26 protein-coding genes and 1 other RNA gene are annotated in these 25,557 nt (G+C 71.9%); 15 read left to right on the plus strand and 12 right to left on the minus strand.

Annotation, left to right across the window (positions count from 1 at the left end):
• Positions 1–15 precede the first annotated feature (15 nt).
• From OHA72_RS18085 to OHA72_RS18100, 4 genes are all read right to left on the minus strand, one after another.
• Positions 16–2,979 (minus strand): transketolase C-terminal domain-containing protein, encoded by a 2,964-nt coding sequence (locus OHA72_RS18085; protein ID WP_327008985.1) that lies wholly within the window; start codon positions 2,977–2,979, stop codon positions 16–18.
• A 66-nt stretch (positions 2,980–3,045) separates the two neighbouring features.
• Positions 3,046–3,489, minus strand: a complete 444-nt coding sequence (locus tag OHA72_RS18090) for an NUDIX hydrolase (protein WP_327008986.1) — start codon at positions 3,487–3,489, stop codon at positions 3,046–3,048.
• A 49-nt stretch (positions 3,490–3,538) separates the two neighbouring features.
• Positions 3,539–3,952, minus strand: coding sequence for a YjbQ family protein (locus OHA72_RS18095; RefSeq protein ID WP_327008987.1), 414 nt, complete (start codon positions 3,950–3,952; stop codon positions 3,539–3,541).
• 13 nt (positions 3,953–3,965) lie between these two features.
• Entirely contained in the window at positions 3,966–4,421 is a 456-nt protein-coding gene (locus OHA72_RS18100) for a hypothetical protein (RefSeq protein WP_327008988.1), read from the minus strand.
• 250 nt (positions 4,422–4,671) lie between these two features.
• Here OHA72_RS18100 and aceE point away from each other — a divergent pair, with 250 nt between their 5' ends.
• From aceE to OHA72_RS18130, 6 genes are all read left to right on the plus strand, one after another.
• Entirely contained in the window at positions 4,672–7,416 is a 2,745-nt protein-coding gene (gene aceE / locus OHA72_RS18105; RefSeq protein ID WP_327008989.1) for a pyruvate dehydrogenase (acetyl-transferring), homodimeric type, read from the plus strand.
• 81 nt (positions 7,417–7,497) lie between these two features.
• Positions 7,498–8,163 (plus strand): transporter, encoded by a 666-nt coding sequence (locus OHA72_RS18110; RefSeq protein WP_327008990.1) that lies wholly within the window; start codon positions 7,498–7,500, stop codon positions 8,161–8,163.
• Positions 8,156–8,482: a transcriptional regulator gene (locus OHA72_RS18115; RefSeq protein ID WP_327008991.1), complete on the plus strand. Its 327-nt coding sequence runs from the start codon at positions 8,156–8,158 to the stop codon at positions 8,480–8,482. Before OHA72_RS18110 ends, OHA72_RS18115 begins: the two co-directional genes overlap by 8 nt.
• On the plus strand, positions 8,482–9,363 hold the full coding sequence (locus OHA72_RS18120; RefSeq protein ID WP_327008992.1) for an ABC transporter ATP-binding protein: 882 nt from the start codon (positions 8,482–8,484) through the stop codon (positions 9,361–9,363). The genes OHA72_RS18115 and OHA72_RS18120 overlap by 1 nt, the downstream gene beginning before the upstream one ends.
• 3 nt (positions 9,364–9,366) lie before the next feature.
• Entirely contained in the window at positions 9,367–10,104 is a 738-nt protein-coding gene (locus OHA72_RS18125; protein ID WP_327008993.1) for an ABC transporter permease, read from the plus strand.
• Between the two features lie 412 nt (positions 10,105–10,516).
• Complete coding sequence (locus OHA72_RS18130) at positions 10,517–10,918, plus strand: hypothetical protein (RefSeq protein WP_327008994.1); 402 nt, start codon at positions 10,517–10,519, stop codon at positions 10,916–10,918.
• A gap of 244 nt (positions 10,919–11,162) precedes the next feature.
• On the opposite strand, the gene OHA72_RS18135 is transcribed toward OHA72_RS18130, so the two are convergent.
• On the minus strand, positions 11,163–11,801 hold the full coding sequence (locus OHA72_RS18135) for a bifunctional DNA primase/polymerase (protein ID WP_327008995.1): 639 nt from the start codon (positions 11,799–11,801) through the stop codon (positions 11,163–11,165).
• A 193-nt stretch (positions 11,802–11,994) separates the two neighbouring features.
• On the opposite strand from OHA72_RS18135, the gene OHA72_RS18140 reads away from it, so the two are divergent.
• From OHA72_RS18140 to OHA72_RS18160, 5 genes are read left to right on the plus strand one after another with little or no spacing between them, the layout of a single operon-like run.
• Positions 11,995–13,227, plus strand: coding sequence for a helix-turn-helix domain-containing protein (locus OHA72_RS18140; RefSeq protein ID WP_327008996.1), 1,233 nt, complete (start codon positions 11,995–11,997; stop codon positions 13,225–13,227).
• Between the two features lie 23 nt (positions 13,228–13,250).
• Positions 13,251–13,805 (plus strand): flavoprotein, encoded by a 555-nt coding sequence (locus OHA72_RS18145; RefSeq protein ID WP_327008997.1) that lies wholly within the window; start codon positions 13,251–13,253, stop codon positions 13,803–13,805.
• Positions 13,806–13,814: 9 nt separating this feature from the next.
• Complete coding sequence (locus OHA72_RS18150; RefSeq protein ID WP_327008998.1) at positions 13,815–14,606, plus strand: Nif3-like dinuclear metal center hexameric protein; 792 nt, start codon at positions 13,815–13,817, stop codon at positions 14,604–14,606.
• On the plus strand, positions 14,603–15,343 hold the full coding sequence (locus OHA72_RS18155) for a zinc ribbon domain-containing protein (protein WP_327008999.1): 741 nt from the start codon (positions 14,603–14,605) through the stop codon (positions 15,341–15,343). The genes OHA72_RS18150 and OHA72_RS18155 overlap by 4 nt, the downstream gene beginning before the upstream one ends.
• The gene (locus OHA72_RS18160; RefSeq protein WP_327009000.1) at positions 15,340–16,605 is read left to right on the plus strand and encodes a bifunctional RNase H/acid phosphatase; all 1,266 of its coding nucleotides are present in this window, start codon (positions 15,340–15,342) and stop codon (positions 16,603–16,605) included. The genes OHA72_RS18155 and OHA72_RS18160 overlap by 4 nt, the downstream gene beginning before the upstream one ends.
• On the opposite strand, the gene OHA72_RS18165 is transcribed toward OHA72_RS18160, so the two are convergent.
• A complete protein-coding gene (locus OHA72_RS18165; protein ID WP_327009001.1) occupies positions 16,606–17,379 on the minus strand; it encodes a sulfite exporter TauE/SafE family protein in 774 nt (257 codons plus the stop codon). It abuts the gene before it with no gap.
• A gap of 30 nt (positions 17,380–17,409) precedes the next feature.
• Here OHA72_RS18165 and rnpB point away from each other — a divergent pair.
• Positions 17,410–17,777: RNase P RNA component class A (gene rnpB / locus OHA72_RS18170), an RNA gene on the plus strand.
• Positions 17,778–18,564: 787 nt separating this feature from the next.
• Here rnpB and OHA72_RS18175 read toward each other — a convergent pair.
• A complete protein-coding gene (locus tag OHA72_RS18175; RefSeq protein WP_327009002.1) occupies positions 18,565–18,969 on the minus strand; it encodes a hypothetical protein in 405 nt (134 codons plus the stop codon).
• A gap of 842 nt (positions 18,970–19,811) precedes the next feature.
• On the opposite strand from OHA72_RS18175, the gene OHA72_RS18180 reads away from it, so the two are divergent.
• Together OHA72_RS18180 and OHA72_RS18185 are read left to right on the plus strand one after the other, a co-directional pair.
• Complete coding sequence (locus tag OHA72_RS18180; RefSeq protein WP_327009003.1) at positions 19,812–20,285, plus strand: DUF1707 and DUF4190 domain-containing protein; 474 nt, start codon at positions 19,812–19,814, stop codon at positions 20,283–20,285.
• A gap of 343 nt (positions 20,286–20,628) precedes the next feature.
• Entirely contained in the window at positions 20,629–20,820 is a 192-nt protein-coding gene (locus OHA72_RS18185; RefSeq protein WP_327009004.1) for a hypothetical protein, read from the plus strand.
• Between the two features lie 11 nt (positions 20,821–20,831).
• On the opposite strand, the gene OHA72_RS18190 is transcribed toward OHA72_RS18185, so the two are convergent.
• The gene (locus OHA72_RS18190; protein WP_327009005.1) at positions 20,832–21,677 is read right to left on the minus strand and encodes a sigma-70 family RNA polymerase sigma factor; all 846 of its coding nucleotides are present in this window, start codon (positions 21,675–21,677) and stop codon (positions 20,832–20,834) included.
• A 22-nt stretch (positions 21,678–21,699) separates the two neighbouring features.
• Between OHA72_RS18190 and OHA72_RS18195 the strand changes: the two genes are divergently transcribed.
• Entirely contained in the window at positions 21,700–22,128 is a 429-nt protein-coding gene (locus OHA72_RS18195; RefSeq protein ID WP_327009006.1) for a pyridoxamine 5'-phosphate oxidase family protein, read from the plus strand.
• 18 nt (positions 22,129–22,146) lie between these two features.
• On the opposite strand, the gene OHA72_RS18200 is transcribed toward OHA72_RS18195, so the two are convergent.
• The 4 genes from OHA72_RS18200 to OHA72_RS18215 all read right to left on the minus strand — a co-directional run bounded on the left by OHA72_RS18200 (position 22,147) and on the right by OHA72_RS18215 (position 25,388).
• Positions 22,147–22,791, minus strand: coding sequence for a fascin domain-containing protein (locus OHA72_RS18200; protein ID WP_327009007.1), 645 nt, complete (start codon positions 22,789–22,791; stop codon positions 22,147–22,149).
• A gap of 83 nt (positions 22,792–22,874) precedes the next feature.
• Positions 22,875–23,672, minus strand: coding sequence for an inositol monophosphatase family protein (locus OHA72_RS18205; protein ID WP_327009008.1), 798 nt, complete (start codon positions 23,670–23,672; stop codon positions 22,875–22,877).
• On the minus strand, positions 23,669–24,943 hold the full coding sequence (gene aroA / locus OHA72_RS18210) for a 3-phosphoshikimate 1-carboxyvinyltransferase (RefSeq protein WP_327009009.1): 1,275 nt from the start codon (positions 24,941–24,943) through the stop codon (positions 23,669–23,671). Before aroA ends, OHA72_RS18205 begins: the two co-directional genes overlap by 4 nt.
• Before the next feature lie 43 nt (positions 24,944–24,986).
• A complete protein-coding gene (locus OHA72_RS18215; protein ID WP_327009010.1) occupies positions 24,987–25,388 on the minus strand; it encodes a hypothetical protein in 402 nt (133 codons plus the stop codon).
• Between the last annotated feature and the right edge of the window lie 169 nt (positions 25,389–25,557).

The following is a 25,557-nucleotide window of genomic DNA, read 5'->3' on the forward strand; positions in this document are numbered from 1 at the left end:
AACTAAAGGTCCAAACTACCGGGCCAACAGCGATTTTGCTCCCTGGACGATCTGTTCCTCGGAGACCAGGACGTGGTTGGCGGCGGGTCCGAGCGGCACGAACGAGTCGACGGCGGCCACCCGGCGGGCCACGCCGACGTAGCCGGCGTCGACGAGCGCGGCGATGATCCCCTCGCCGACACCGCCGGAGCGGCGGGTCTCGTCGACGACGAGGACCCGGCCGGTGTCGGAGGCGTGCTTGATGATGTCGCCCACGGGCAGCGGCGACAGCCAGCGCAGGTCGACGACCCGGCAGCTCACGCCCTCCTCGGACAGCCGGGCCGCGGCCCGCAGCGACATCCGCACGCCGTTGCCGAACGTGATGATCGTCAGGTCGTCGTTCGGGCCGCTGTGATAGGCGCGGGCCCGGCCGATCGGCACGTGGATCGCCGACCACTCGCTCGGCGGCGCGTACTCCGACAGCCACCAGTTGTCGCGGTCCGTGTGCAGGTCGCGGGTGTGGTACAGCGCGATCGGCTCCAGGAACACCACGACGCTGCCGTCGACGACGGCGCTGGCCAGGCAGGTGCGCAGCATCGGCGCGGCGTCCTCGGCCCGGGCGGGCGCGGCCACGACCAGGCCCGGGATGTCGCGCAGCACGGCGAGGGCGTTGTCGTTGTGGAAGTGCCCGCCGAAGCCCTGCTGGTACGCCAGCCCGGCGACCCGCACGACCATCGGGTTGTGGTACGCGCCCTGGGAGAAGAACTGCATGGTGGCGGCCTCGCCGCGCAGCTGGTCCTCGGCGTTGTGCAGGTACGCCAGGTACTGGATCTCCGGCACGGGCAGCATCCCGGCCAGGCCGGCGCCGAGGCCGAGCCCGAGGATCGACGTCTCGTCCAGCAGTGTGTCGAAGACGCGGGTGGCGCCGAAACGGTCCCGCAGGCCCTTCGTCACCCCGTAGACGCCACCCTTGGCGGCCACGTCCTCGCCGAAGACCACCATCTGCGGGTACGCGAGCATGGCGTCGGTCAGGGCGGCGTTGATGGTCTGCGCGAGGGTGAGCGGGCCGGCGCGTTCGGGCAGCCGCCCGTTGAACGCCGCCGCGCGGGTCGGCGGGTGGCCGTTGCCGTTGGCCCGGTTGTCGTCGGCGGGCTCCGGCGCGTCCCGGTCGGCGTGCTGCTCGCTGTCGGCGGGCTCCACACCATCGTCCCCGCCCGGCGAACCCGAAGCGCCCTGCGGACCCGCAGCGGACGCCGGGCCCGCAGCGGACGCCGGGCCCGCAGCGGACGCCGGGCCCGAAGCGCCTGCTGAGCCTGCGGCGCCGGCCGGAGCCGCGGCGCCGGCCGGACCCGCGGAGGCCGCCGCATCCGCGGCGCCGGTGGAGTCCGCCGGGTCGCCGGCCGCCTCGTCCAACGGCTCGGCGGGGAGGGCCCCGGTGCCCGGATCCGGCCACTCGTCCCCACCGGCGGCGTCATCGGTGTCCTCGGACGGATCGTCCAGGGCGTGCTGGCCGGCGCCGGCGGACGACCGCAGCGCCGGGACGGGGGCGTCGTCGTCGGCGGAGGGCGCCCGGTGCGACGGCACGACACGGTGCGCCGGCGTGCCCGCCTCCGAAACCGCGGACACGCCCGCCTCCGAAACCGCCGGCGCGGTGCCCTCCGGCACCGCGGTCGGCACGGCCGCCGCCGGCGACGGTGCGGCGGTGTCCTCCGCCACGGGCCGCGCCCGGTGCGCCTCGGCGAACTCCAGGTCGTCGCCGATGTCGCTGCCCGCGTCCGGGTCCACGGCCTCGTCGATCAGGTCGGCGGCGGCGTCGGCGACCGCCCGGGACATCAGGTCGCGGACCGGGCGCCGCGGCGCGAGCGGCGCGGTCACCTCGGAGGCGCTGCCCAGCTTCGGCTCGCCGAGGACCTCCTCCGCGACCCGGCGCACGTCCCAGCCGAGCTCGTCGTAGCGGGCCATCAGCTCGGCCGGGGCGGCGACGCCGGCCTCGACGAGGAGCCGGGCGGTGCGGACCAGGGGGTCACGGGCCAGGTCCGCGGCGATCTCCACCGGGGAGCGGTACGCCATCTCGGCGTCGGCGCCCGCGTGACCCATCAGCCGGACGGTGGTGAGGTGCAGGACCGCGGGCCGCCGGAAGCGGCGCACCCACGCGGCGGCCTCGGCGGCACGGTCGTAGGTGGCGGCGCTGTCACAGCCGTCGGCGGCGTAGTACCGCACACCGGGGCGGCTGCTCAGGGCGGCCGTGACCCAGCCGTCGGGGGAGCGGACGCTGATGCCGAGCGAGTTGTCCTCGCAGACGAACAGCAGCGGCAGGCGCAGGCCGACGTGGTCGCACCAGCCGGCGGTGTTGAACGCGGCGGTCGCGGCGGCGTGGTTGACCGACGCGTCGCCGAAGGAGCACACGACCAGCGCGTCGCCGGGCCAGCCGTGGCTGTTGCCGAGGCCCGGGCCGACACCGGAGCCGGAGCCGGCCGGGGTGCGCCGGCGGCCGCGGCCGAGCGCGTAGGCGACGCCGACGGCGCGCGGCAGGTGCGAGGCGATCGTCGAGGTGGTGGGCACGACGTGCAGGTCGGGGTGGCCGAAGACCTTGTGCCGGCCGCCGGCGATCGGGTCCTTCGACGAGGCGACGACCCCGCGGAGCACGTCGCGGATCGGGTCGCTGCCGGGGACCTGCGCGGCGCGCATGCAGTAGAAGCCGCCGGAGCGGTAGTGCAGCAGGGCGGGGTCGGTCGGGCGCAGCGCCGCGGCGACGGCCGCGTTCCCCTCGTGGCCGGACGAGCCGATCGTGTAGTAGCCGGCGTCGAAGCTGCGCAGCCAGCGGGCGGCGAGGTCGAGGTGGCGGCTGGTGCACTGGGCGTCATACAGCGCCCGGGCCTGCACGCCGGTGAGTGCGGTGTCGTCGCGCACCGGCTCGTCGAGATCCCGGATGACCGTGGCGGCGACGAGCCCGGCGAGCTCCGCGCGGAACCGCTCGTCGAGATCCTGAGGGGTGGTCACGCTCGACAGCATGGCCGAAATTGGTCTTCGGTTGCCAGTCCGATGCGGCCGGGGGTGCCGCGGCCGTTACGGCGTGCCGCGCTCCGCGAGGGCCCTGTACTGCGAAGACGCCAGGAAGCCCGGCACCAGAAGCGCCGCTGTCACGCCGAGGTCCAGCGCGAGTGCCTCCTCAGGTGTGAGGAACACCATTGCCTGGCCCTCGCCGAGGACGATCTCGTCCTGGGTGGCGTCGGTCGGCGCGTAGTACACATGCATCTCCACGAGGCCGTCGGCGGTGGTCACCGAGGGTCGCGTGCTGGTAACGTAGTGCTCCAGGGTGGTTACGGTGAGTCCGGTCTCCTCCCGCACCTCGCGGCGGGCGGCCTCCTCCGGCGTCTCCCCCTCTTCGATCTTGCCGCCGGGCATCGCCCACTGGTTGGGGGAGACCTTGGCGTGGGAGTCGCGGTGCTGCATCAGGACCCGCCCCTGCGGGTCGACGAGGAACACGACGGCGACGCGACGCTCGATCACGCCTGTGATCCTCCCGCCTGGTGGCCGGGACGCCCGGCAGAAACGCGGTTCATCCGCGCAGGAAGCTGAAACGGACCTGACGGGTGGCGTTGTCGCCGTTGGGGTCGACCAGGCAGATCGACTGCCAGGTGCCCAGCGCGATCCGCCCGCCGATGACCGGCAGCGTCGCGTACGGCGCGACGAACGCCGGCATGACATGGTCCCGGCCGTGGCCGGGGGAGCCGTGCCGGTGCCGCCACCGGTCGTCGGCCGGCAGGACGTCGTCGAGGGCCCGCAGCAGGTCGTCGTCGCTGCCGGCGCCGGTCTCGATGATCGCGATCCCGGCGGTGGCGTGCGGGACGAACACGTGCAGCAGCCCGTCGCCGTCCGGGGCGTGCGCACCGACGAACCGTGTCGCCTCGTCCGTGATGTCGCGCACCACGGGGCGGGCGCCGGTACGGACGGTGATGACCTCCGAGTCCATGGATGACAGTGTGTCAGTCGCTGGAGGAGGACGACGACGACCCCGAGTCCGACGACGAGGACGAGCCGGAGTCCGACGAGGACGACGAGCCGGAGTCGCTGGAGGAGGACCAGCCGGAGTCGGACGACGACGACCAGGACGAGCCGGAGTCGTGCCCGTGGTGGCCGTGGTGACCGTGGTCCATGCCGTGCCCCCAGCCGTGCACGTGCCCGCCGTGCGAGCCGTGGTGCCCGGAGGACGGGCCGGGGAGGCCGGAGCCGCCGTCAGGGGTCCAGTCCGGCCCGAAGGGCGTGGCGCCGGAGCCGGTCCCGGGCCGGTACCCGCCGCCGGCCGTGTTGTTGAACGTGCTGCTGACGGCACCGCGGACGGTCCGGCGGACCACGAAGACGATCGTGAGGACCACGGTGGCGATCGAGGCCACGACGCAGAGCACGGGGATCAGCAGCCACCAGGCGGAGTTGTCGGACACGGCCGGACCGTAGCCGACGGGCTCCCCATGATGATCGCTGAGTCGCGGTTCTGTCACCCAGAAGTTACCCGCCGGTATCGTGTCGCGCGTCGCAGTTGACGCCCCGTAGACGTGACGGATTGCACTGGGGGCAGGCAGGATGGGACATGGGCTCACACATTGCCTCAACACGCACACCCCGAGGCCATCCCGACCGGCCATCGCCGTCCTACCAGCAGCGCGGCCGGTCCTACACCTAGAAGGAACGCCTGTGTCCACCGAACGCAAGCGCCCAGTGATCAGCGACGGCCTGCCGAGTCAACTGCCGGACATCGACCCGGAGGAGACCACCGAATGGGTCGAGTCGCTGGACGGAGTGATCGACGAGCGCGGCACGAAGCGCGCCCGATACGTGATGCTGCGCCTGCTGGAGCGCGCGCGGGAGCGACAGGTCGGCGTGCCCCCGCTCACCACCACCGACTACATCAACACGATCCCGCCGGAGCGTGAGCCCTGGTTCCCCGGCGACGAGCACGTGGAGCGGCGCATCCGCGCCTACATCCGGTGGAACGCGGCGATGCTGGTGCAGCGCGCCCAGCGCCCCGACGTCGGTGTCGGCGGTCACATCTCGACCTTCGCCAGTGCCGCGAGCCTGTACGAGGTCGGCTTCAACCACTTCTTCCGCGGCAAGGACCACCCCGGCGGCGGCGACCAGATCTTCTTCCAGGGGCACGCCTCGCCGGGCATGTATGCGCGCGCGTTCATGGAGGGCCGCCTGAGCGAGCAGCAGCTCGACGGGTTCCGCCAGGAGCTGTCGCACCGCGGCATGGGCGGCGGTCTGCCCAGCTACCCGCACCCCCGGCTGATGCCGAACTTCTGGGAGTTCCCGACCGTCTCGATGGGCCTGGGCGGCATCAACGCGATCTACCAGGCGCGGTTCAACCGCTACCTGCACAACCGCGGCTTCAAGGACACCAGCCAGCAGCACGTATGGGCGTTCCTCGGCGACGGCGAGATGGACGAGCCGGAGTCGATCGGCGCGATCGGCGTGGCCGCCCGCGAGGAGCTGGACAACCTCACGTTCGTCATCAACTGCAACCTGCAGCGCCTGGACGGCCCCGTCCGCGGCAACGGCAAGGTCATGCAGGAGCTCGAGGCGTTCTTCCGCGGCGCCGGCTGGAATGTGATCAAGGTCGTCTGGGGCCGGGAGTGGGACCCGCTGCTGGCCGCCGACACCGACGGCGCGCTGGTCAACCTCATGAACGTGACCCCCGACGGTGACTACCAGACGTTCAAGGCCGAGTCGGGCGCGTACGTGCGGGAGCACTTCTTCGGCCGTGACCCGCGCACCCGCAAGATGGTCGAGCACCTCTCCGACGACCAGATCTGGCAGCTCAAGCGGGGTGGCCACGACTACCGCAAGCTGTACGCGGCGTACAAGGCGGCGACCGAGCACACCGGCCAGCCGACGGTCATCCTGGCCAAGACGATCAAGGGCTGGACGCTGGGGTCGCACTTCGAGGGCCGCAACGCGACCCACCAGATGAAGAAGCTGACCCTGCAGGACGTCAAGGACTTCCGCGACCGGCTCTACCTGGACATCCCCGACAGCGCGATCGGCGACAACCCGTACGCGGTGCCGTACTACCGGCCCGACGAGAAGTCCGACGAGATGCAGTACATGCTGCAGCGCCGGGCGGAGCTGGGTGGCCCGGTGCCCAACCGGCGCACCAGCCACGTGGACCTGAAGCTGCCGGAGTCGTCGGTGTACGGCGACATCAAGCGGGGCTCGGGCAAGCAGAAGGTCGCCACGACGATGGCGTTCGTCCGCATGCTCAAGGACCTGATGCGCGACAAGGGCATGGGCAGGCGCTGGGCGCCGGTCATCCCCGACGAGGCCCGCACCTTCGGCATGGACTCGCTCTTCCCGACCGCGAAGATCTACTCGCCGCACGGGCAGAACTACACGCCGGTCGACCGGGAGCTGTTCCTGAGCTACCGGGAGTCCACCAGCGGGCAGATCCTGCACGAGGGGATCAACGAGGCCGGCTCGGTCGCCTCGTTCACGGCCGCCGCGACCAGCTACGCCACCCACGGCGAGCCGATCATCCCGGTCTACATCTTCTACTCCATGTTCGGCTTCCAGCGCACCGCCGACGGCATCTGGGCGGCCGCCGACCAGATGTCGCGCGGCTTCCTGCTGGGCGCCACCGCCGGGCGGACCACGCTCAACGGTGAGGGCCTGCAGCACGAGGACGGCCACTCGCTGCTCATCGCGGCGACGAACCCGGCCGTGGTGGCCTACGACCCCGCGTTCGGCTACGAGATCGCGCACATCACCGAGCACGCGGTCGGCCGGATGTACGGCGAGCAGCCCGAGGACCTCATCTACTACCTGACGGTCTACAACGAGCCGATCTTCCAGCCGGCCGAGCCCGCCGAGCTCGACGTGCAGGGGCTGCTCAAGGGGCTCTACCGGTACCTGCCCGCGACGGTGCAGGAGGGCCCGAAGGCGCAGATCCTCGCCTCCGGCACCGGCATGCAGTGGGCGCTGAAGGCGCAGAAGCTCCTGGCGGAGGAGTGGGGCGTGGCCGCCGACGTGTGGTCCGCGACGTCCTGGACCGAGCTGCGCCGCGACGCGGTCGTGGCCGAGGAGCACAACCTGCTGCACCCGGGCGACGAGCCGCGTGTGCCGTACATCACCGAGGCCCTGGAAGGTGCGGAGGGCCCGGTCATCGCGGTCTCCGACTTCATGCGGGCCGTGCCGGACCTGATCGCCCGCTGGGTACCCAACGACTACACGTCGCTGGGCACCGACGGTTTCGGCATGTCCGACACCCGGCACGCGCTGCGCCGGCACTTCCACGTCGACGCCGAGTCGATCGTGGTCGCCACGCTGCGCCAGCTCGCCCGCCGTGGCGAGGTCCCGGCGTCGGCACCGGCCGAGGCGGCGAAGAAGTACGCGATCGACGACGTCAACGCCGCCCCGGTCGGCGAGACCGGCGGCGACTCGTAGCACCCGCGGCACGCGGAGGGGGACCGGGCATCCGGTCCCCCTCTCTTTCGGCAAAGAGGTTTATCGCATAAAGTTCTTTGCATGACGCCCGTCGACGACGACGCACCACCCGCCTCACCCGCCGAGTCCCTGGCGCTCATCCAGCAGGAGCAGGCGGCCGTCACCAGTCGCGTCGGGCTCAACCCGCTCGCCTACTACCTGCCCTGGGGCGTGGCGTGGCTGGTCGGCTACGGCCTGCTGTTCCTGCGTTACGGCCCGGACGGGCGGATCTTCGTCGGCCTGCCGGACTGGCTGCCCCTGGTCGTGCTGTTCGTATGCATGGCCCTCGCCATGGTGTCCACCGTCGGGGTCTCCGTGCGGCGCGGCCGTGGCGTCGAGGGCCGCTCGTCGTGGCAGGGCACGGCCTACGGGCTGTCCTGGTTCCTCGCGTTCGCCGGGGTCGGCAGCACCCTGGGCCGCTTCGCCCCGCTCCTGCCGGATCAGGAGCGGGGACTGCTGTGGGCGTCGGTCTCCGTCGGCACCGTCGCCGTCATGTACATGGCCGGCTCGGCGATCTGGCTGTCACGCGACATGTTCGTCCTCGGCGCGTGGCTCACCGTCATCAACATCGCCGGCGTCGCCCTCGGCCCCGGCTGGCACTCGCTGCTGGTCTCGCTCGGCGGTGGCGGCGGCCTGTGCCTGCTCGGCGTGCTGCTGTGGCTCCGCGGACGCCGCAGCGCCCAGCCGGACGGACGCCGGCGTGGCTGACCTCGACCCGGTGATCCACGCCCAGGCGAGACTGCGCATCATGGCCGCGCTGTCCGGCCTGCCCGACGGCGACCGGATGACCTTCCCGCGCCTGCAGCAGATCCTCGACATGACCGCCGGCAACCTGTCGGTCCACCTGACCAAGCTCGAGCAGGCCGGCTACGTCGACGTCGCCAAGTCCTTCCGGGGTCGCACCCCGACCACCTCGGCCGCGCTGAGCGCCCGCGGGCGGGTCGCATTCGACGACTACACCGCCGCGGTCCGCGCCCTCCTCGACCCCCCTGCCGCCCCCTCTGCCACCCCCTCGAAGGAGACCTGATGCTCGCCCGCACCGTCGACGTCACCCGCCGCTACGGCGCCGGCGCCGATGCCCGCCTCGCGCTCGACGGCGTCAGCCTCGACATCCCCGCCGGCGGGGTCGTCGGCCTGCTCGGCCCCAACGGCGCCGGCAAGTCGACGCTCATCAACCTGCTCGTCGGCCTGCGCCGCCCCACGAGCGGCACCGCTGAGCTCTTCGGCGGCGACCCCCGCGACCCGGCCAACCGGCGCCGGATCGGGGTGACGCCGCAGGAGACCGGCCTGCCCGCGACGCTGCGGGTCAGCGAGTGCGTGGCGTTCGTCGCGGCCCACTTCGCCGACCCGGTCCCGGCCGGTGAGCTCCTGGAGGACTTCGGCCTGGCCGAGGTGGCCCGGCGGCAGACCGGCGGGCTGTCCGGCGGGCAGAAGCGCCGCCTGGCCGTCGCGCTGGCCTTCGTCGGCCGCCCCGAGCTGGTCTTCCTGGACGAGCCGACGACCGGCCTGGACGTGCAGGCCCGCCGCGAGCTGTGGTCCTACATCCGCGGCTACGGCCGGACCGGCACCGTCGTGCTCACCAGCCACTACCTGGAGGAGATCGAGGCCCTCGCGGACCGGGTCGTGGTCATCGGCGGCGGCCGGGTCCTCGCCGACGACACCGTCGCGGCGATCCGCGGCATGGTCGGCATCCACCGGGTCAGCGTCGCGGCGGCCGACCTTCCCGACCTGCCCGGCGTCGTGGGCGTCGAGCACGCCGACGGCCGCACCTCCCTGCTCACCCCTGACGCCGACCAGCTGGTGCGTGACCTCGTCCTGGCCGGCGTGCCGTTCCACGGGCTGCAGGTCCAGCCGACCACCCTCGAAGAGGCGTTCCTGACCCTGACCGGTTCGAAGACTGGAAGCTGACCAATGTCACTGGCACTCACCCACGCCCGGTTCCGCATCCTGGAGACCATCCGCATCCCCGTCGCGGTCGTCGGCGGGGCGTTCTTCCCGGCCGCGTCGATGCTGTTCTTCGTCGTGCCGTTCGCCGGTGACGACGCCGTCGGCGCCACCTACGCGACCGCGTCGATGGTCCTGTTCGCCGTCATGACCAGCTCCCTGTTCACCTACGGGGTCGGCGTCGCCGAGGACCGCGCGCAGCCGTGGGACCCGTTCAGCCGGACCCTGCCGGCCGGCCCCGCTGCCGCGTTCACGGGCAGGGTGCTGTCCGGGCTGACGTTCATGTTCCTGTCGCTGATCCCGGTGGTCATCATCGGCGCCGCGCTCACGGCGGCCACCGCCGGCGCGGCGCAGCTGCTGCTCGCGCTCGGCGCGGTGGTGCTCAGCGCGCTGCCGTTCACGTTCATGGGCCTGGCGATCGGCTACGCCCTGCCGACCAAGGCCGCGCTCGCCGTCGCGCAGATCATCTTCTTCCCGCTCGCGTTCGGCGGCGGGCTGCTCTCCGCGCCGGGCGACGCCCCCGGCTTCGTCGAGACGATCGCGCCGTACCTGCCGACCCGCGGCGCCGTCGAGCTGGTCTGGGCCGCCGTCGGCGACTTTCAGGTATCGACCACCGCGATGGTCGCCCTGGCCGTCTGGACGGTTGCGGCGGCGGCCCTGGCGGCCTGGGCGTACCGCCGCGACGAGGGATCCCGCTTCAGCTGATCCGCGCATCGGCGCCCTCCAATCGGTGTTCCACCGCCGATTGGAGGGCGCCGATGTGTGTCACAAAGAACATCATTACCTTGATTCCGGCGTTTCGCGCACAAGGGATCTTCCCTGGTCGCTAGCCTGGAGAGGCAGGCCTGCGACAGTGCAGGCCGAGGCGATGTCGAGGTGCCGACAGCCCACGGCCGGAAATTGCCGAACCATCGAGCTGGACGCACCGTTTCTCCGATCGCCGGTGAATCCTTTCTTCAGGGAACATGAAATGTATCTTTGGTACCGCGACCTGGCGGTGCGGTTGCCGTTCACATCGAGAGGGAACTCACGAGGGAAACGGCCAGGAGTGGCGGCGACGGTGACGGGGGGCAGGACGCGTGAGGTCGGGCGCCTTGCCGAGGGGGCGGTGACGGCCGTGGCACAACTGGACGCGGTCGGGCTCGTGGTGGCATACCTGCGTGCCCAGCACCACCTGTCCGGCGCGACCCTGGTGACCGAGCGCCCCGATGACCTGGGCGGGAGCCTGCCGGTGCTGCTCGTGGAGGCGGTGGGGGAGCCGGCCCGCTCGCGGCTGCCCTGGGCCCGGCAGGTGCGCTGGCGTATCGGGCTGCAGGCATGGGCCGAGGCCGACCAGGTGGAGAAGTTCATCTATGGTGCGTTGACGGCGCTGTTCGCCGCGCGCGGTGTCCGGCTGCCCGAGGGTGGCCGGATCATGCGGGTCGACCCGGCGGCGGAGCCGACCGAGGTGCCCGATCGCAAGATCAGCGACGGCGTCCGAAGGGTAGTGACAACCGTCGACGTGTCTGTCAGTTACTGATCTTTTCGGTAGATCAACACTCAACTATGAGTAGGTAGACACGCAACCGTTGAGTAACTCGGCCGAGTTACAGGGGTCGACGTAGGGCTACACCGGCGCTACGTTGGGCAGCGACATGAATTCTGCACGTGAATCTTTTCCGAAGCCTAGCGTGCTCGGGCACCACCGCCGCTCGGTGGGTACGGGGTGCGCACACGGCAACGGCCGGTCCCCCCGAGAGGATCGGCCGCCGGCTTTGTGCGGGTTACGCGGCGGTGCGCCAGGTGGCCCTTGGTCCTGTTGCCGCGAGCGGGCCCGCCCCGATGGCGTCGAGCATCAGCGCCTGCACGGCGTAGGGCTCGGCCGGCCGCCAGCCGTGCGTCTCCGGGGACAGCTCCCAGCGCACCCGCCCGCCGAACTGCGGACTCGGTGCCGCCGGGACCCAGGAGCCCTGCCCGTGCAGCACCACGTCGGGCTGCTGGGCGAGCTCCGGCAGCAGGCCGTGCCCCGGCAGCACCAGGAAGAACCAGCGGTCGGCCTGACCTTTCTGCTGCGCGACCGCGACCGGTCCCCGCGCCGCGACGAAGCCGTCGCCCAGCAGCGCGGCCCGGCCCAGTGCCGCGGAGACCTCCAGGACGTCGAAGGCGTGCCCGGTGGGGAACAGCACGCTGTAGGGATGGACCCGCCACCACTCGGCGACGACGGAGGGCGAGCGGCTCGGCGCGTAGGCCGCCGGGTGGCAGGCCACGGTGCGGCAGCCGGCCTCACCGCAGTCGAAGCGGCGCTCCTTGGCGTGCCGGCCGGCGTGCTGTCCGACCAGGTAGGCACCGGGCAGGACGTGCCACCCGTGCTCGACGTACCGGATCGCCGCTTTGCGCAGTTTGGCGCGTTCCCAGGACCGCATGTGCTCCTCCTAGCAGGGGAGATCACTCGAAAGTGCGCAGAGGACCACGTCGCGTCACCGGACGCCGTGTGCGTCGTTGACATTGGCGACGGGGGCTGCAACTTGCACATCGGAACGTATGAGCAGGCACGCCGGACGAACCGCACAAAAGGTGCGATGTCGGCCGGGCGGGTGACCTCCGGAGGTGAGCGGCGTGGATGAGCTGCCGATCGGCCGGCGCGTGGCCTACTGGCGAAACCGGCGCAAGATGTCCCAGCAGGTCTTCGCGGACCGGCTCGGGAAGTCGAAGAGCTGGGTCGACAAGGTCGAGCGCGGCGTGCGGCGGCTGGACAAGTTCTCGGTGGTCTACGAGATCGCCGACGTGCTCCAGCTGGACGTGCAGATCCTCCTCGGCAAGGACCCGGAGCGGCGCCCCGACAGCGTCAACTGCGTCGACCAGGTCGAGGTCGAGGAGATCCGCGCCGCCCTGGAGCGCTACGACCAGATCAGCGCCTTCTTCTACGCGCCGCCGGAGCCGCCGCCCCTGGCGGAGATGCGCAAGGCCGTCACCCACGCGTGGCTGAGCTACCAGCACGCCAAGTACGGCATGCTCGCCCGGACCCTGCCGCGGCTGCTGCGCGAGTCCCAGGCCGCCGACACCGCCTACGCCGACGGCTCGCAGGGCCGCGAGGCCGCCCACCTGCTCGGGCAGGTCTACCAGATCGCGTCCTCCGCGCTGCGCAAGCTCGGCGAGCACGAGCTGGCCTGGCTCGCCGCCGACCGGTCGATCGCGGTGTCCCAGCGCGCCGGCGACCAGCTGCTGGCCGGCACCGCCACCACCCGCGTCGCCCTCGCGCTGCTCGCCCTCGGTCGCTCCCGCCCGGCCCTGGAGATCAACGTCAACATCGCCAGCCGGCTCGCACCCGGTACCGGCGGCAACGACTGCGCACCGGAGCGCCTGTCCGTCTACGGCATGCTGCTGCTGCAGGGCGCGATGGCGGCCGCCCGCATCGGCGACGGCGCCACCGTCCGCGACCTGCTGGGCGGGGCCGAGGAGGCCGCCCGTGGGCTCGACGGCGACCACAACTACTACTGGTCCTGCTTCGGGCCGACCAACGTGCTGCTGCACCGCGCCGCCGCCGCCGTCGAGCTCGGCGAGGGCCGGGTCGCGGTCGAGGTCCACGACGCCCTGGACCGGGACGCGTTCCACGCGCTGCTGCCGGAGCGCCGCGCGCACCATTACCTCGACCAGGCCCGCGCCCACGCGATGCTCGGCGACATCGACCTGGCCAGCGAGATGCTCCTGGAGGGCGACCGGCTCGCCCCCTCGGAGATCCGCTGCCGGCCCCTCGCGCGGGAGGTGCTCAGCGACGTGCTGCGGCGCACCCGCGGTGCGCCGTCGGCACCCGTCGCGGAACTCGCCGAACACATGAGCGTCGGCGTCTAGACGCGGGGTAGCACAATGCCCGCATGGCCGGTCATGTCCTTTTCGCCGTGATGTGCGGATCGCCTGTCACGCAGGATGCCAGCAAGCTCGTGTCGCTCGCCCAGGCGAGAGGCTGGGAGGTCTGCGTGGTCGCCACGCCGGACGCCCTGAAGTGGCTCGACGTCCCCCGCCTCGTCGCGCAGACCGGGCACCCCGTCCGGCACCGGTACAAGTACCCCGGCGACCCCGACATCCTCCCGCAGGCCGAGGCGATGATCGTCGCCCCGGCAACCGTCAACACGATCAACAAGTGGGCCGCGGGCATCGCCGACACCCTCGCCCTCGGCCTGCTCGTCGAGGGGCTCGGCATGGGCCTGCCGATCGTCGCGGTGCCGTTCACCAACGTCGCCATGGCCCGGCACCCCGCGTTCGGCGAGTCGATCGAGAAACTGCGCGCCTGGGGCGTCACCGTCCTCTACGGCCCGGACGTGCTGCCCCTGCACCCGCCCGGCACCGGCGAGCGGGTGCTGGACTCCTTCCCGTGGCACCTGCCCGTCGAGGCGCTCGACCGGCAGACGGGCAAGGACGGCGTGGAGTAACGTCGCGCCGTGCTTGTCGCCGAACTCGTCGAACTGCTCGAACAGCGCTACCCGCTCTCCTGGGCCGAGAGCTGGGACCGGGTCGGCCTCACCCTCGGTGAGCCGTCCGCCGAGGTCACCAAGGTGTTCCTGGCCGTGGACTGCGACCCGCGGACGGTGCAGGAGGCCGTCGCCGCCGGGGCCGACTTCATGTTCACCCACCACCCACTGCTGCTGCGCGGCGTGTCCAGCGTCGCGCCCACCACGTACAAGGGCGCCGTCGTCCACCGTATGATCAAGGCGGGCGTCGCCCTGTACACCGCGCACACCAACGGCGACGTCGCCAGCCCCGGCGTCTCCGACGCGCTCGCCGCCCGCCTCGGCCTGCTGGACGTCCGCCCCCTCATCCCGGTCGGCGACGACGGCCGTGGCCACGGCCGCATCGGACGGCTGCCATCTGCGATGGCACTGGCGGACCTGGCCGCGCTCGTGTCGGCGTCGGTCGGTGGTGTACGGGTGGCAGGCCCCCGCACGGCCACCGTCGAGACGGTCGCCGTCGCCGGCGGTGCCGGCGACGCATGGCTCGCCGACGCCGCCCGGGCGGGCGTTGACGCATACTTGACCTCGGATCTGCGCCACCATCCGGCACACGAGCACCTCGCGGCCGGCGGGCCCGTGCTGCTCGACGTCTCGCACTGGGCGTCCGAGCGGCCCTGGCTCGACGACGTCGCGGCGTTCCTGCGGCGCGAGACCGGCCTGCAGACCATCGTGTCCGATGTGGACACCTCACCGTGGACGTTCTTGGAGGACGGTAATTCGTGAAGGCTGACCCAGAGGCTCAGCGTCGCCTGCTCGACCTGCAGGCGATCGACATCGCGCTCACCCAGCTCGCGCACAAGCGCAAGTCGCTGCCCGAGCACGCCGAGCTCGACCGGCTGGCCCGCGAACTGTCCACGATGGAGGACCAGCGCGTCCGCGCCCAGGTCGCCGTCGACGACCTGGACCGCGACATCAGCCGCCTCGAGCGCGACGCCGAGCAGGTCCGCGCCCGCAAGGACAAGGACCAGGTCCGGCTCGACGCCGGCACCGGCCCCTCCCGCGAGCTGGAGGCCCTCCAGCACGAGATCGCCACGCTCAACCGGCGCCAGAGCGAGCTCGAGGACGCCGAGCTGGAGCTGATGGAGCAGCGGGAGACCGCGCAGGCGACCCTCGACGACATCGCCGGCCGCCTCGTGGAGACCCGGTCGGTGCGGGCCGCCGCCGAGCAGCGCCGCGACGAGGCCCTCGCCGGCCTCGCCAAGGACGAGGAGTTCCGCCGCTCCGGCCGCAAGCCCCTCGCCGCGGACCTCCCCGCCGACCTCATCACCCTCTACGACAAGATCCGCGAGAGCAGCGGCGGCATCGGCGCCGCCATGCTCCGCCACGGCCGCTGCGAAGGCTGCCGGCTGGAGCTCTCCGGCGGCGACAAGGCCCGCGTCAAGGCCGCCGCCCCCGACGAGGTCGTCCGCTGCGAGGAGTGCCGGCGCATCCTCGTCCGGACCGCGGAGTCCGGTCTGTGAAGGTCACGGTCGAAGCCGACGGCGGGTCCAGGGGCAACCCCGGGCCCGCCGGCTACGGCGCGGTCGTGCGCTCCGACACCGGCGAGGTCCTCGCCGAGCGTCTCGGCCGCCTCGGCGTCACCACCAACAACGTCGCCGAGTACACCGGCCTCATCGAGGGCCTGCGCGCCGCGTCCGAGCTCGGCGCCGACGAGGTCGACGTGCGCATGGACTCCAAGCTCGTCGTCGAGCAGATGTCGGGCCGCTGGCAGATCAAGCACCCCGGGCTGCGCCCCCTGGCGGCCCGGGCGGGCGACCTGGCGCGCGGGTTCCGGACGGTGCGCTACTCGTGGATCCCGCGCGAGCAGAACAAGCACGCCGACCGGCTCGCCAACGCCGCCATGGACGGCAAGGACGCACCTGACCCGCTGCCGCCCGCCGCCGCCGCTGCGCCCGTTGCCGCTGCTGCGGTCGCGGGGCCGGACTCGCCCGGCCGCGCTGCCGCCAGGGCCGCTGCCGCCGCGGCGTCCACCTCCGTCGCCACCTCCGTCGCCACCGCTCCCGCCGCCGCATCGCCATCCTCCGCGCGGACGGTCGTCACCGTGCCGGACGCCGGCGCCGCGGCCGGGGAGCCCGCTGGGCAGGGGGTGCGGTCGTGGGACCCGCCGTCGACCGGGTCAGCACTGCGGATGGTGCTCGTGCGGCACGGCGAGACCCCGTACACCGTGGAAAAACGCTATTCGGGCCGCAGCGACATCCCACTCTCGGACCGCGGCCGTGACCAGGCCGCGCGAGCCGCCGGCCGGATCCGCGCCGTCGCGCCCGACCTCGCCGTGGTCGTCAGCTCGCCGCTGCGCCGCTGCCTGGAGACCGCGGCCGCGCTCGGCGACGTCGCGGTCGTCGTCGAACCGGACCTCGTCGAGTGCGACTTCGGCGAGTGGGACGGCCTCACGTTCGCCGAGGTGCGCGCGTCGTACCCGAACGAGCTCGACCGCTGGCTCGCCTCACCCCTCGTCGCGCCACCCGGCGGCGAGTCCCTCCAGCAGGTCACCATCCGCGTGCGTCGCGCCCTGCGGCGCCTGCAGCAGCAGTACACCGGGCAGCAGATCGCCGTCGTCAGCCACGTGACACCCATCAAGTCCCTACTCCGCGACGCCCTGGCCGCCGGCGACGCGTTCATGTACCGCCTGTACCTCGACCCGGCCGGCGTGTCGATCGTCGACTCGTGGCCCGACGGCGGGGTCGCCGTGCGCACCGTCAACGACACGGCACACCTGAGCTAGCTAACCCACGGCCCGGTAGAGCAGGACCAGGCCCACCCCGGTGCCGAAGACGACGATCAGCCACTTCAGCACCGCCGACGGCAGCCGCCTGGCGAGGCGGGCACCCGCGTACCCGCCGACCATCGCCGTCGGCGCCACGACGAGGACGTCCGCCCAGTCGACGGGCCCGAACGCCGCGAACACGCACACCGTGACGAGCCCGCCGAGCGCGGACACCACGTTCTTCAACGCGCTGACCCTGGCCATCGACTGATCCAGCACCAGCCCCAGCGCCGCGACCAGCATCACCCCGAGCGCGGCGCCGAAGTAGCCGCCGTACAGCGACCCCGCGAACACCATCGCGTGCAGGCTCAGCGTCCTGCGCCGCGGCGACATGTCCCGCGGATGCCCGACCAGCTTCCGCAGCCTGTCCTGGAACGCCAGGGTGGTCGAGGCGGCCAGGACCAGAAACGGCACCACCAGGTCGAACGCCCGCGCCGGCGTCGCCAGCAGCAGCACACACCCCAGCACCGCCGCCACGACGGACGTCGGCACGAGCTGCCACAACCCCGCCCGCTCCCGCGCCAGGTCCCGCAGATCCGACCTGCTGCCGAACACCGACGCCGTGTACCCGGGAAACACCGACACCGAGTTCGTCACGTTCGCCGCCACGGGACTCAACCCGGTCGCGATCAGCGCCGGGAACGTGATCAGCGACCCCCCGCCGGCGATGGCATTGACCGTGCCGGCGGCCAGCCCCGCCCCGGACAGGAGCGCGATGTCTACAAGGTTCATGGTCCCGCCTACCATAGTCAGCACGACGGACGAGTCGACCGGGCGGCCGCGTCGGCACCTTCACCGGTGCCGCCGAGGAACGTCCGGGCTCCAAAGGGCAGGGTGGTTGTTAACGGCAACCCGGGGCGACCCGCGGGACAGTGCCACAGAGAACAGACCGCCCGACCCTCGGGTCGGGTAAGGGTGAAACGGTGGGGTAAGAGCCCACCAGCGCCCCGGGTGACCGGGGCGGCTAGGTAAACCCCACCCGGAGCAAGGTCAGACGCAGGCGTTCGAGGGCTGCCCGCCCGAGCCTGCGGGTAGACCGCTAGAGCCTGCCGGCGACGGCAGGCCGAGATGGATGGCCGCACACCGCCTTCGGGCGGGGACAAAACCCGGCGTACAGGTCGACTCGTCCGTCTGTACCTCTCCGCGCCTGTCGGTGCGGGGCGGGGGGTTCCCACCCCGCACCCCCCATACTCGCTGCGCTCGCACCGCCTGCGCCTGGCGGCGCGGCGGCTTACGCGCCTCACGCGCCCGATCCGCGGTGTGGCCGCTCGCCTTTTGTCGTCGACCTTGGAGGCTCTGGCCGCCGCTGACCGGTCACAGTACCCAAGGTCAACTGGCCGCCGCGGCGCCAGGGGATCGCTGTGCGATCCCCTGCCTTCGGCGTAAGCGCACGGGCCGGGGCAAACCCTCGGCGCCTGCACCGGAGTCAATAACGGCGAGCAAGCAGAAGCGACAGCGCCCTGAACCGCCATGGATCGAGAACCACGGTACAAATATCGCTCGGTGGGACGACTCAAGCGAACGCCGATCTCGCGGTGGGCAACACCCTTCCCCGCCGCTGTGAGTGGTCGTCTTCTTCCCTGGTCACTTACTTGACTGTTGGTCTGAACTTCTCCACTAGCGAAAGAGCAAGAGAATCCAGCTGGTGAGCTCTGCTTCTCGGACACGCACCGCATTCGCTTGATGGTGAGCGGCTACCGCCATCTCGTGCGCCGCGTGTGCCGCTGCCATTTGTTGCTGCTGATGCCATGTAAGAGCGTTAACTGCCTCAATGGATCCCCAAGGCGGTCCGCCGGGCATCCCGGGCAGTGGTCCAAATGGCGTCGTCATTTCTCCTCACCAAACGCTACTTTCGTGACTTGACCAATACGGTGGTCCGCGAAACGCCAGTATCGCAAAACCTCTGACAGCGTGACCTCAAGCATGGCTGGCGGGACCACGCTGAGGCCGCTTGAACAGATAGCTCAGGGCCACCGGAACGGACGCGGTGGTCTGCCATCCCAGTTCGTCGCCCGGTCGGACCGCACTTGAAGTAACGTTCGTTGAAACGAGTTCCCACCCCAGATCGCCGAGATGGTCGACTGGGCCCTGCACCACCCGATTGTGTTCACCTGCCGGCGTCCCTACTGGGTGCCATGACACTTGATAAGGTATTTCCAATTCGCTTTGGTTGCCCTTGACCTGGCGAACATTTCGCCACCGGGCGATCCTTCTCGCTCGCATCGATAGTACGGCCGTCCACGTGAATGTCCAGCTGTCGTCAGAAGGGCTTTTCTTTGCACGGAATTCAACCTCCAGAAAAGCGTATTCCCATCGCTGCATGAGGGTCATTGTCATTGGACTTCCTCAACGGGTTCGAGATCTGTGTCAATGACGATAGTATCCTCCGGCCGGCCGTTCAATCGTCCGTTTGGTGCCGGTAGTCAGCGGTCTGGTCTGAGGCTGGCCAGCGGTGCATCCGCCGATCGCGGGGTCGAGCATTCGAACGCCAGCAAACGGACCGTCCTTAACGGCGTGGTGTTGAGGACGCAGTTCACCATCCCCCGATTTGGCGCGGCAAATGCATGTCATGATCTTGCTGGAGTCGACCGCAGCTCAGACGCGCACGCAGGCCAGGCGCCTGATGGACGCGAGCCGCCTTTCCGTTCCTGAACCGTGTGTCGGCAAGGTGGCTGAATCAAGGCTTCGGTGCTACTGGATCCGGGAGCTTGTCGGCCCACGACTTGAGCACCGCGGCGGGCTGGTCGTGGAGCTCGTCGGCGGCGGCCTGGACCGACGCGTACGCGTGGAACCTGGCATCGACGTCGCCGGGACCGAGCGCACCCGGGCGACTGGACGCCCGCGCAACGCCACTACTACGCGTCGGTGCTGCTCGGCGCGGAGGCGGGCGTCAATGGCGCTGTCGGAGTTCCTCGGTGACCGGGACGACCGGCTCACGCTGCGGTAGAACACCCACCTGATGCCTGCGAGCCTGGGCCGACCCGCGAAGCGATGGGATACGGCCCAGTAGGGCCGCCAGGATCGAAAGCGGTGTTTCCCTGGCAGGCGGATTGTGTCCCGCTCCGGGGTCGCACGGAACCATGCCTCGGTCAGTGCCGCCGCGGCCTGTCGGGACCGTCCTGTCGGCGGAGCCAGGAGGCACGCGTTCCTTGTACCGTCTGGCCATGTACTCCGCGCACTGGATCCGGGTGTCGGACGCGGACCGCGAGACTGTCGTCGCGCACCTCACCGTGGCGGTGGCTGAAGGGCGGCTGACGCTGGAGGAGTTCAGTGAGCGGTCGCAACTGGCGTACGCGTCCCGTACGTGGGGTGAGTTGACCCGCCTGGTAGACGACCTGCCTGAACTGCCCGGCGCGGACACGAGCCCAGCGGCTGCTGTCTCCGCGACGGCAGGACAGGCCAGCAACCTGCCGCTGGCCGCACTGATCGTCGGGATCGCCTCCATCCCGCTGACCTCGTGCGCAGTCCTGGGCGGCGTCGCTGGACTGCTGGCGATCGTTCTCGGGGTTGCCGCGCTCCGCAACGATGGCCAGGGAGTGCCCGGTCACCGCGGCATGGCCATCGCGGGCCTGCTGTGCGGATCGTTCGGCGTCGTGCTTCAGGGTGTGATGATCGCGTTCTTCTCCATCCTCGAGTGACGCGGCTGGTGCGTTCCGGCTCCGTCCTGTTGCTCAGCGCCGTTTGGACCGTCGGCGCGATCGGCAGCTACCGGGCGGCGCGACGTCTGGAGAAACGTGCCAGGGCGGGCTCGCAGGCTGGCGGTCATGATCGAGAGGCCGAGTCAGCGGTGGCGGCACGAGGTCGCGCGGGAGGAGGCCGCGGTCGCGGCGGGCATGTTGCCGCGTGAAGAGGCGAACGCCGCGGAGTTCTGGCCGCTGGCGTTCGTCGAGGCGGTCGAGACGGCGCTGGTGGCGTACGAGCGGGAGATCGAGCAGCTGCCGGACAGGGACCGACGAGCTCGTGTGGGCGGCGGTGCGACGGGTGGTCCTGGCGTTGAACGACACCGGCGGCGACGAGTTCATCGAGACCGGTGAGCGGGAGGAGCTGGCGGCGTTCATCGACCGGGTCCTGACGGCGGCCGGTGTCGACGTCGAGGCGCTCACCGCCCGCAGCGGCCGGGACCGCGCCGAGCTGACCGACCAATGGAGGGACTGGTGGCGGCGGGACCGGTAGCGGGGCGACAGTTACAGGACCGTCAGGTCGAGGCGCTCCAGCGTCGACGGGTCGCCGAGGAGCTCGATCTCCACGACCCGGCCGCCGGCGACGACGAAGTCGAAGACCACGCGAGGCTTGCCGCCCGCGGACCAGACCGCGCCGACGAAGCCGTCGATGAGGGCCGCCTGGGCCACCCGGGCGCGGCCGGCGAAGGTTGCGGCGACCGCGTCGGCGCCGTGGACCTCGGGGGCGGCGCCGGCCAGTACCGTGGCCGCGTCCGCCCGCAGGACGACCTCCGGGTCCAGCAGGGCGAGCAGGGCTTCGAAGTCGCCGCCGCGGGCGGCCGCGAGGAACGCGTCGACGACCTCGCGCTGGCGGGGCAGATCGGAGGCTCCGGAGACGTCGGAGACGCCCTGGACGCGGCGGCGGGCGCGGCTGGCGAGCTGGCGGGCGGCGGCGGGGGAGCGGCCGACGACGGTGGCGACGTCCTCGAACGGCACCGCGAACAGGTCGTGGAGCACGAACGCGAGCCGTTCGGCGGGGGTGAGGGTGTCGAGCACCACGAGCATCGCCAGGCCCACGTCGTCGGCGAGGAGGGCCTCCTGCTCGGGGTCGACGGGGGCGGGCGGCGCCACGAAGTCGTCGGGGCGGGCCTTGCGGCTGCGGAGCATGTCGAGGCAGATCCGGCCGACGACGGTGGTGAGCCAGCCACCCAGGTTGTCGACGGCGGCGTGATCGGCGCGGCTCAGCCGCAGCCACGCCTCCTGGACCGCGTCGTCGGCCTCCGTGCGGGAGCCGAGCATCCGGTACGCCACGCCGAGCAGATGCCCCCGGTGTTCCTCGAACCGCGCTGCCAACCGGTCGGAGTCGTCCACGGCCACAGCTTAGGCTGGCGGCATGACCGTACCTGCACGCGGCGCGGCACAGCGCGTCGCTGACACCCTGCACCGGCTCGAGCACGACGTCGACGCGTGGGTGGCGACCGCCTCACCGCAGGGGGAGCCGTGCATGGTGCCGCTGTCGTTCCTGTGGGACGGTTCGACGCTGCTGTTCTCGACCCTGGACAGCAACCCGACGGCGCGCAACCTCGCCGCGAACGGGCAGGCCCGTGTCGCCGTCGGGCCCACCCGCGACGTGGTGCTCATGGAGTGCGCCGTCGAGACGGTGCCCGCGGCGCAGCTGCCGCCGGGGGTCGTGGAGGCGTTCGCGGACAAGACCGGGTTCCGGCCGGGTCCGCGGTACGTGTACCTGCGCATGACGCCGCTGCGGGTGCAGGCGTGGCGCGAGGTGAACGAGCTCGCCGATCGCGACCTGCCGCCGCTGTGACGGAGCCGGCGACGCGCCTCACGCCACCGACGTGAAGGCCAGCTGCTCCCAGGGTCCGGCGCTGCCGCCGTTGCCGCGCAACATGTTGGCGGAGCTGCCGGTCAGGTCGACCCGCACGCTGACCCAGCCCTGGGTGGCCTGGTTGCGCAGGAAGTAGCGGCCGTTGTCCGACCACACCTCGAAGACCTCCCAGTCGCCCGGCCATTCGCCCCGGCCGCGCAGCATGCCCTTGGAGTTGCCGGCGTAGCCGTACTCGGCGGTGACCAGGTAGCCGGAGGACGCCTGGATGAAGATGAGGTCGGTCCTGCCGTTGTAGGAGCAGATGCTGAACTGCTCCCAGGTGCCCAGCGCGCCGGCCGAGGAGCGGGCCCGCAACATGTTGTGACTGCTGCCGGTGTACCCCTGCTCCTCCGAGACGTAGCGTCCCGCGCGGTAGCTGAAGATGTAGTACCGCCGGCAGATCGAGGCGCCGGGGATGCTTGCCGGGCCGAGCGCGTTGAGCTGCTGCACGCCGTCGCCGCCGCCGAGGTCCAGCGGGGTGCGGGTGAGCCCCTTCGTCGCCGGGTCGTCCTCGGCCGTCGCGCCGGGCGGTGCGGCGCTCTGCTCGGCGTGTGCGGTCCCGGTCCCCAGCAGCGCGGCCAGGACAACGGCAGCGGACAACAAGCTCCGAGCATGACGCACGACGACCCCCAGCATGGATGGTGACTGACCCCGCCGGACATGCTGGACGAATGCATCGATGAGTGTCAAGACCCGCCGAGAAGCTTCAGCGTGGCCGTGTGCAACAGGGCGCTGCGGGAGAACAGCGACGGGCCGGCGCCGGGGCTCGTGCGCCCGTCGAGGCCGCTGTACCGGCCGCCGGCCTCCCGCACGATCAGCGACGTGGCCGCGAAGTCCCAGACCTGTCCCCGGGTCTGCACGGCCAGGTCGAGCCGCCCCTCGGCGACGAGCAGCGCCGCGTGGGTCGGCCACGGCGCCTTGCGCGCGGTGGCGGTCAGCGGCGCGAGCATCGTCCACTCCGCCGGGAACACCTGCCCGTCGTCGGGGACGACGCCGAGCGAGGCGCCGTCGGGTGTGTCCGAGCCGCCGGGGTCCACGTGCAGGCGCCGGGTGGACGTCGCGTCGCCGATGCGCGACCGGTACGCCCCGGCGCCGCGCCCGGCCCACCAGATGGTGCCCTGTGCCGGTACTGCGGCCACGCCCGCGACGATCTCGCCGTCCTCCTCGAGCGCGACGAGGACCAGCCACCGGTCGTCGCCGGCCACGAACATCGCGGTGCCGTCGATCGGGTCGACGATCCACCGCCGGCCACCGGCGCCGGTCAGGCCGCCCTCCTCGCCGAGGATCGCGTCGGCGGGGCGGGCGGCGGCGAGGACGTCGCGCACGGCGGTCTCCACGGCCCGGTCGGCCTCGGTGACGACGCTGCCGTCGGCCTTGACCTCCCTGGGCAGCTGCGCGAGTGCCGCGAAGTACCGCAGGCCGACCTCGGCACCGGCGAGGGCGGCGTCGCGGGCCAGTGCGACGTCGCTGTCCGCCAGGGTCACAGGCGTGCCAGGTCGATGAAGTACGTCGGGTAGGTCTTCGCCACGCATCTGGGGTCCCGGATCCGGATGCCCGGCACCCGCAGGCCGAGCAGCGCCAGGCTCATCGCCATGCGGTGGTCGTCGTAGGTGTGGAAGTCCGTCGGCGCGGGCGTGCCGGGCGTGACGGTGAAGCCGTCGGCGTCCTCGACCGCGTCGATGCCGGCGCGGCGCAGCTCGGTGACGACCGCGGCGATGCGGTCGGTCTCCTTCTTGCGGATGAAGCCGATGCCGCGCACCCGCGTCGGGGAGTCGGCGAACACCGCGACCGCCGCCAGGGTCTGCGCGGTGTCGGAGATGTCGGCCATGTCGACGTCGATGCCGTGCAGCGTGCCGGTGCCGGTGACGGTGACCCGCTCGGCGGTCCGCTCGACCCTGGCGCCCATCTGCTCGAGGAGGTCCGCGAAGCGCACGTCGCCCTGCAGGCTCGCGGTGCCGAGACCCTCGACGGTGACCCGGCCCCCGCTGATCGCGGCGGCGGCGAGCAGATACGACGCGGCGCTCGCGTCGGGCTCGATCGCGTAGTCCGTCGCGCGGTACGCCTGCGGCCGCACCCGCAGGCCGTCGACGGTGACCCCGAACGACGCCATGACGGCCGTGGTCGCCTCGACGTAGGGGACCGAGACCAGCGGTGAGGTCAGCTCCACCGACAGCCCCTCGGCCATCAGCGGTCCCGCCATCAGCAGCCCGGACAGGAACTGGCTGGACAGGTGGCCGGGCACGGCGACCTTGCCACCGGCGACCGGCCCGGTGACGGCGACGGGCAGGAACCCGGGCTCGCCGAGGTCCTCGACCGTGGCACCGAGCTCGCGCAGCGCGTCGGTCAGCGGGCCGAACGGCCGCGCCCGCAGCTGCGGCGAGCCGTCCACGACGCTGCGCCCCGGCCGCAGCGCGGCGGCGGGGACGACGAAGCGTCCCGTGGTGCCCGACTGGCGGGCGTCGACGGTGCTCGGCGCGGTCTGCGAGCGCGGGTCGACGCCGTCGACGACGACGGTGTACGCGGGCTCGTCGACCGTCAGCGTCGCGCCCAGCGCGCGCACGGCGCCGAGCATCGCGTGGGTGTCGTCGGCGAACAGCACGCCCGTCAGCGTGCTGCGGCCCGGGGCGAGCGCCGCGCAGATGAGTGCGCGGTTGGTGATGCTCTTCGAGCCCGGCGGCCGCAGCGACACGTCCGGCGGTGCGCTCAGCGGGGTGACGGCAAGGACGTCCGGCAACTCATCGGCATGAAGACTCACACACCGATTGTCCCGCAGCCCGCGGGGCGTGCGTGGGGCGACCTCACCCCGTCCCAAATCCCTTCTGCATCTGGTACGAGCCGTCCCCGGTCGCCTCGAGGGGCACCGTGCCACCGAGCAGTTCGGCGGTGGCGGCGCCGATGCGCAACCGTCCCGGCGCGGCGAGGTCGGCGAGGCGGGTCGCGGCCGACACCGCCGGTCCCGTCAGCCGGTCGCCGGCAGCGTGTGGCGGCGCTCCGACGCACAGGCCGAACCGGACCATCGTCATCGCCCGTGGCCGCAGGTATCCGGCGACGTCGCGGACCGCGGCGCCCGGCTCGTCGTAGAGGACCAGGACGTGGCCGTCGGCGGCCCGCGCGACCCGTCCGGCGCTCAGGTGCACGGCGACGTCGTGCCCCGCGGCCGAGCCGCCGATGGCGAGGACGGCCGTGCTGGGGGAAGGCATGGACTCCACGGCAACGAGTATCTGGTGCGGGCCCGCCGCGGTGAAGAGGCCGGCGCCGGAAACTTCCGCGGGACCGTCGTCCACGGTGGACCGTTCGTCTCCTAACGATGATGGAGGGTCGCCCGACCGACTCGAATCTCGATCCACCGAACGGCTCACCCTCGGGTGA

Source organism: Dactylosporangium sp. NBC_01737 (genome assembly GCF_035963215.1).
Classification (GTDB): Bacteria; Actinomycetota; Actinomycetes; order Mycobacteriales; family Micromonosporaceae; genus Dactylosporangium.

Bases quoted from the DNA above. Each gene is read 5' to 3' on its own strand.
- OHA72_RS18095 (WP_327008987.1), bottom strand. From the start codon at position 3,952: ATGGACTCGGAGGTCATCACCGTCCGTACCGGCGCCCGCCCCGTGGTG.
- OHA72_RS18110 (WP_327008990.1), top strand. From the start codon at position 7,498: ATGACGCCCGTCGACGACGACGCACCACCCGCCTCACCCGCCGAGTCC.
- OHA72_RS18120 (WP_327008992.1), top strand. From the start codon at position 8,482: ATGCTCGCCCGCACCGTCGACGTCACCCGCCGCTACGGCGCCGGCGCC.
- OHA72_RS18125 (WP_327008993.1), top strand. From the start codon at position 9,367: ATGTCACTGGCACTCACCCACGCCCGGTTCCGCATCCTGGAGACCATC.
- OHA72_RS18135 (WP_327008995.1), bottom strand. From the start codon at position 11,801: ATGCGGTCCTGGGAACGCGCCAAACTGCGCAAAGCGGCGATCCGGTAC.
- OHA72_RS18145 (WP_327008997.1), top strand. From the start codon at position 13,251: ATGGCCGGTCATGTCCTTTTCGCCGTGATGTGCGGATCGCCTGTCACG.
- OHA72_RS18165 (WP_327009001.1), bottom strand. From the start codon at position 17,379: ATGAACCTTGTAGACATCGCGCTCCTGTCCGGGGCGGGGCTGGCCGCC.
- OHA72_RS18175 (WP_327009002.1), bottom strand. From the start codon at position 18,969: ATGCAGCGATGGGAATACGCTTTTCTGGAGGTTGAATTCCGTGCAAAG.
- OHA72_RS18180 (WP_327009003.1), top strand. From the start codon at position 19,812: ATGTACTCCGCGCACTGGATCCGGGTGTCGGACGCGGACCGCGAGACT.
- OHA72_RS18195 (WP_327009006.1), top strand. From the start codon at position 21,700: ATGACCGTACCTGCACGCGGCGCGGCACAGCGCGTCGCTGACACCCTG.
- OHA72_RS18215 (WP_327009010.1), bottom strand. From the start codon at position 25,388: ATGCCTTCCCCCAGCACGGCCGTCCTCGCCATCGGCGGCTCGGCCGCG.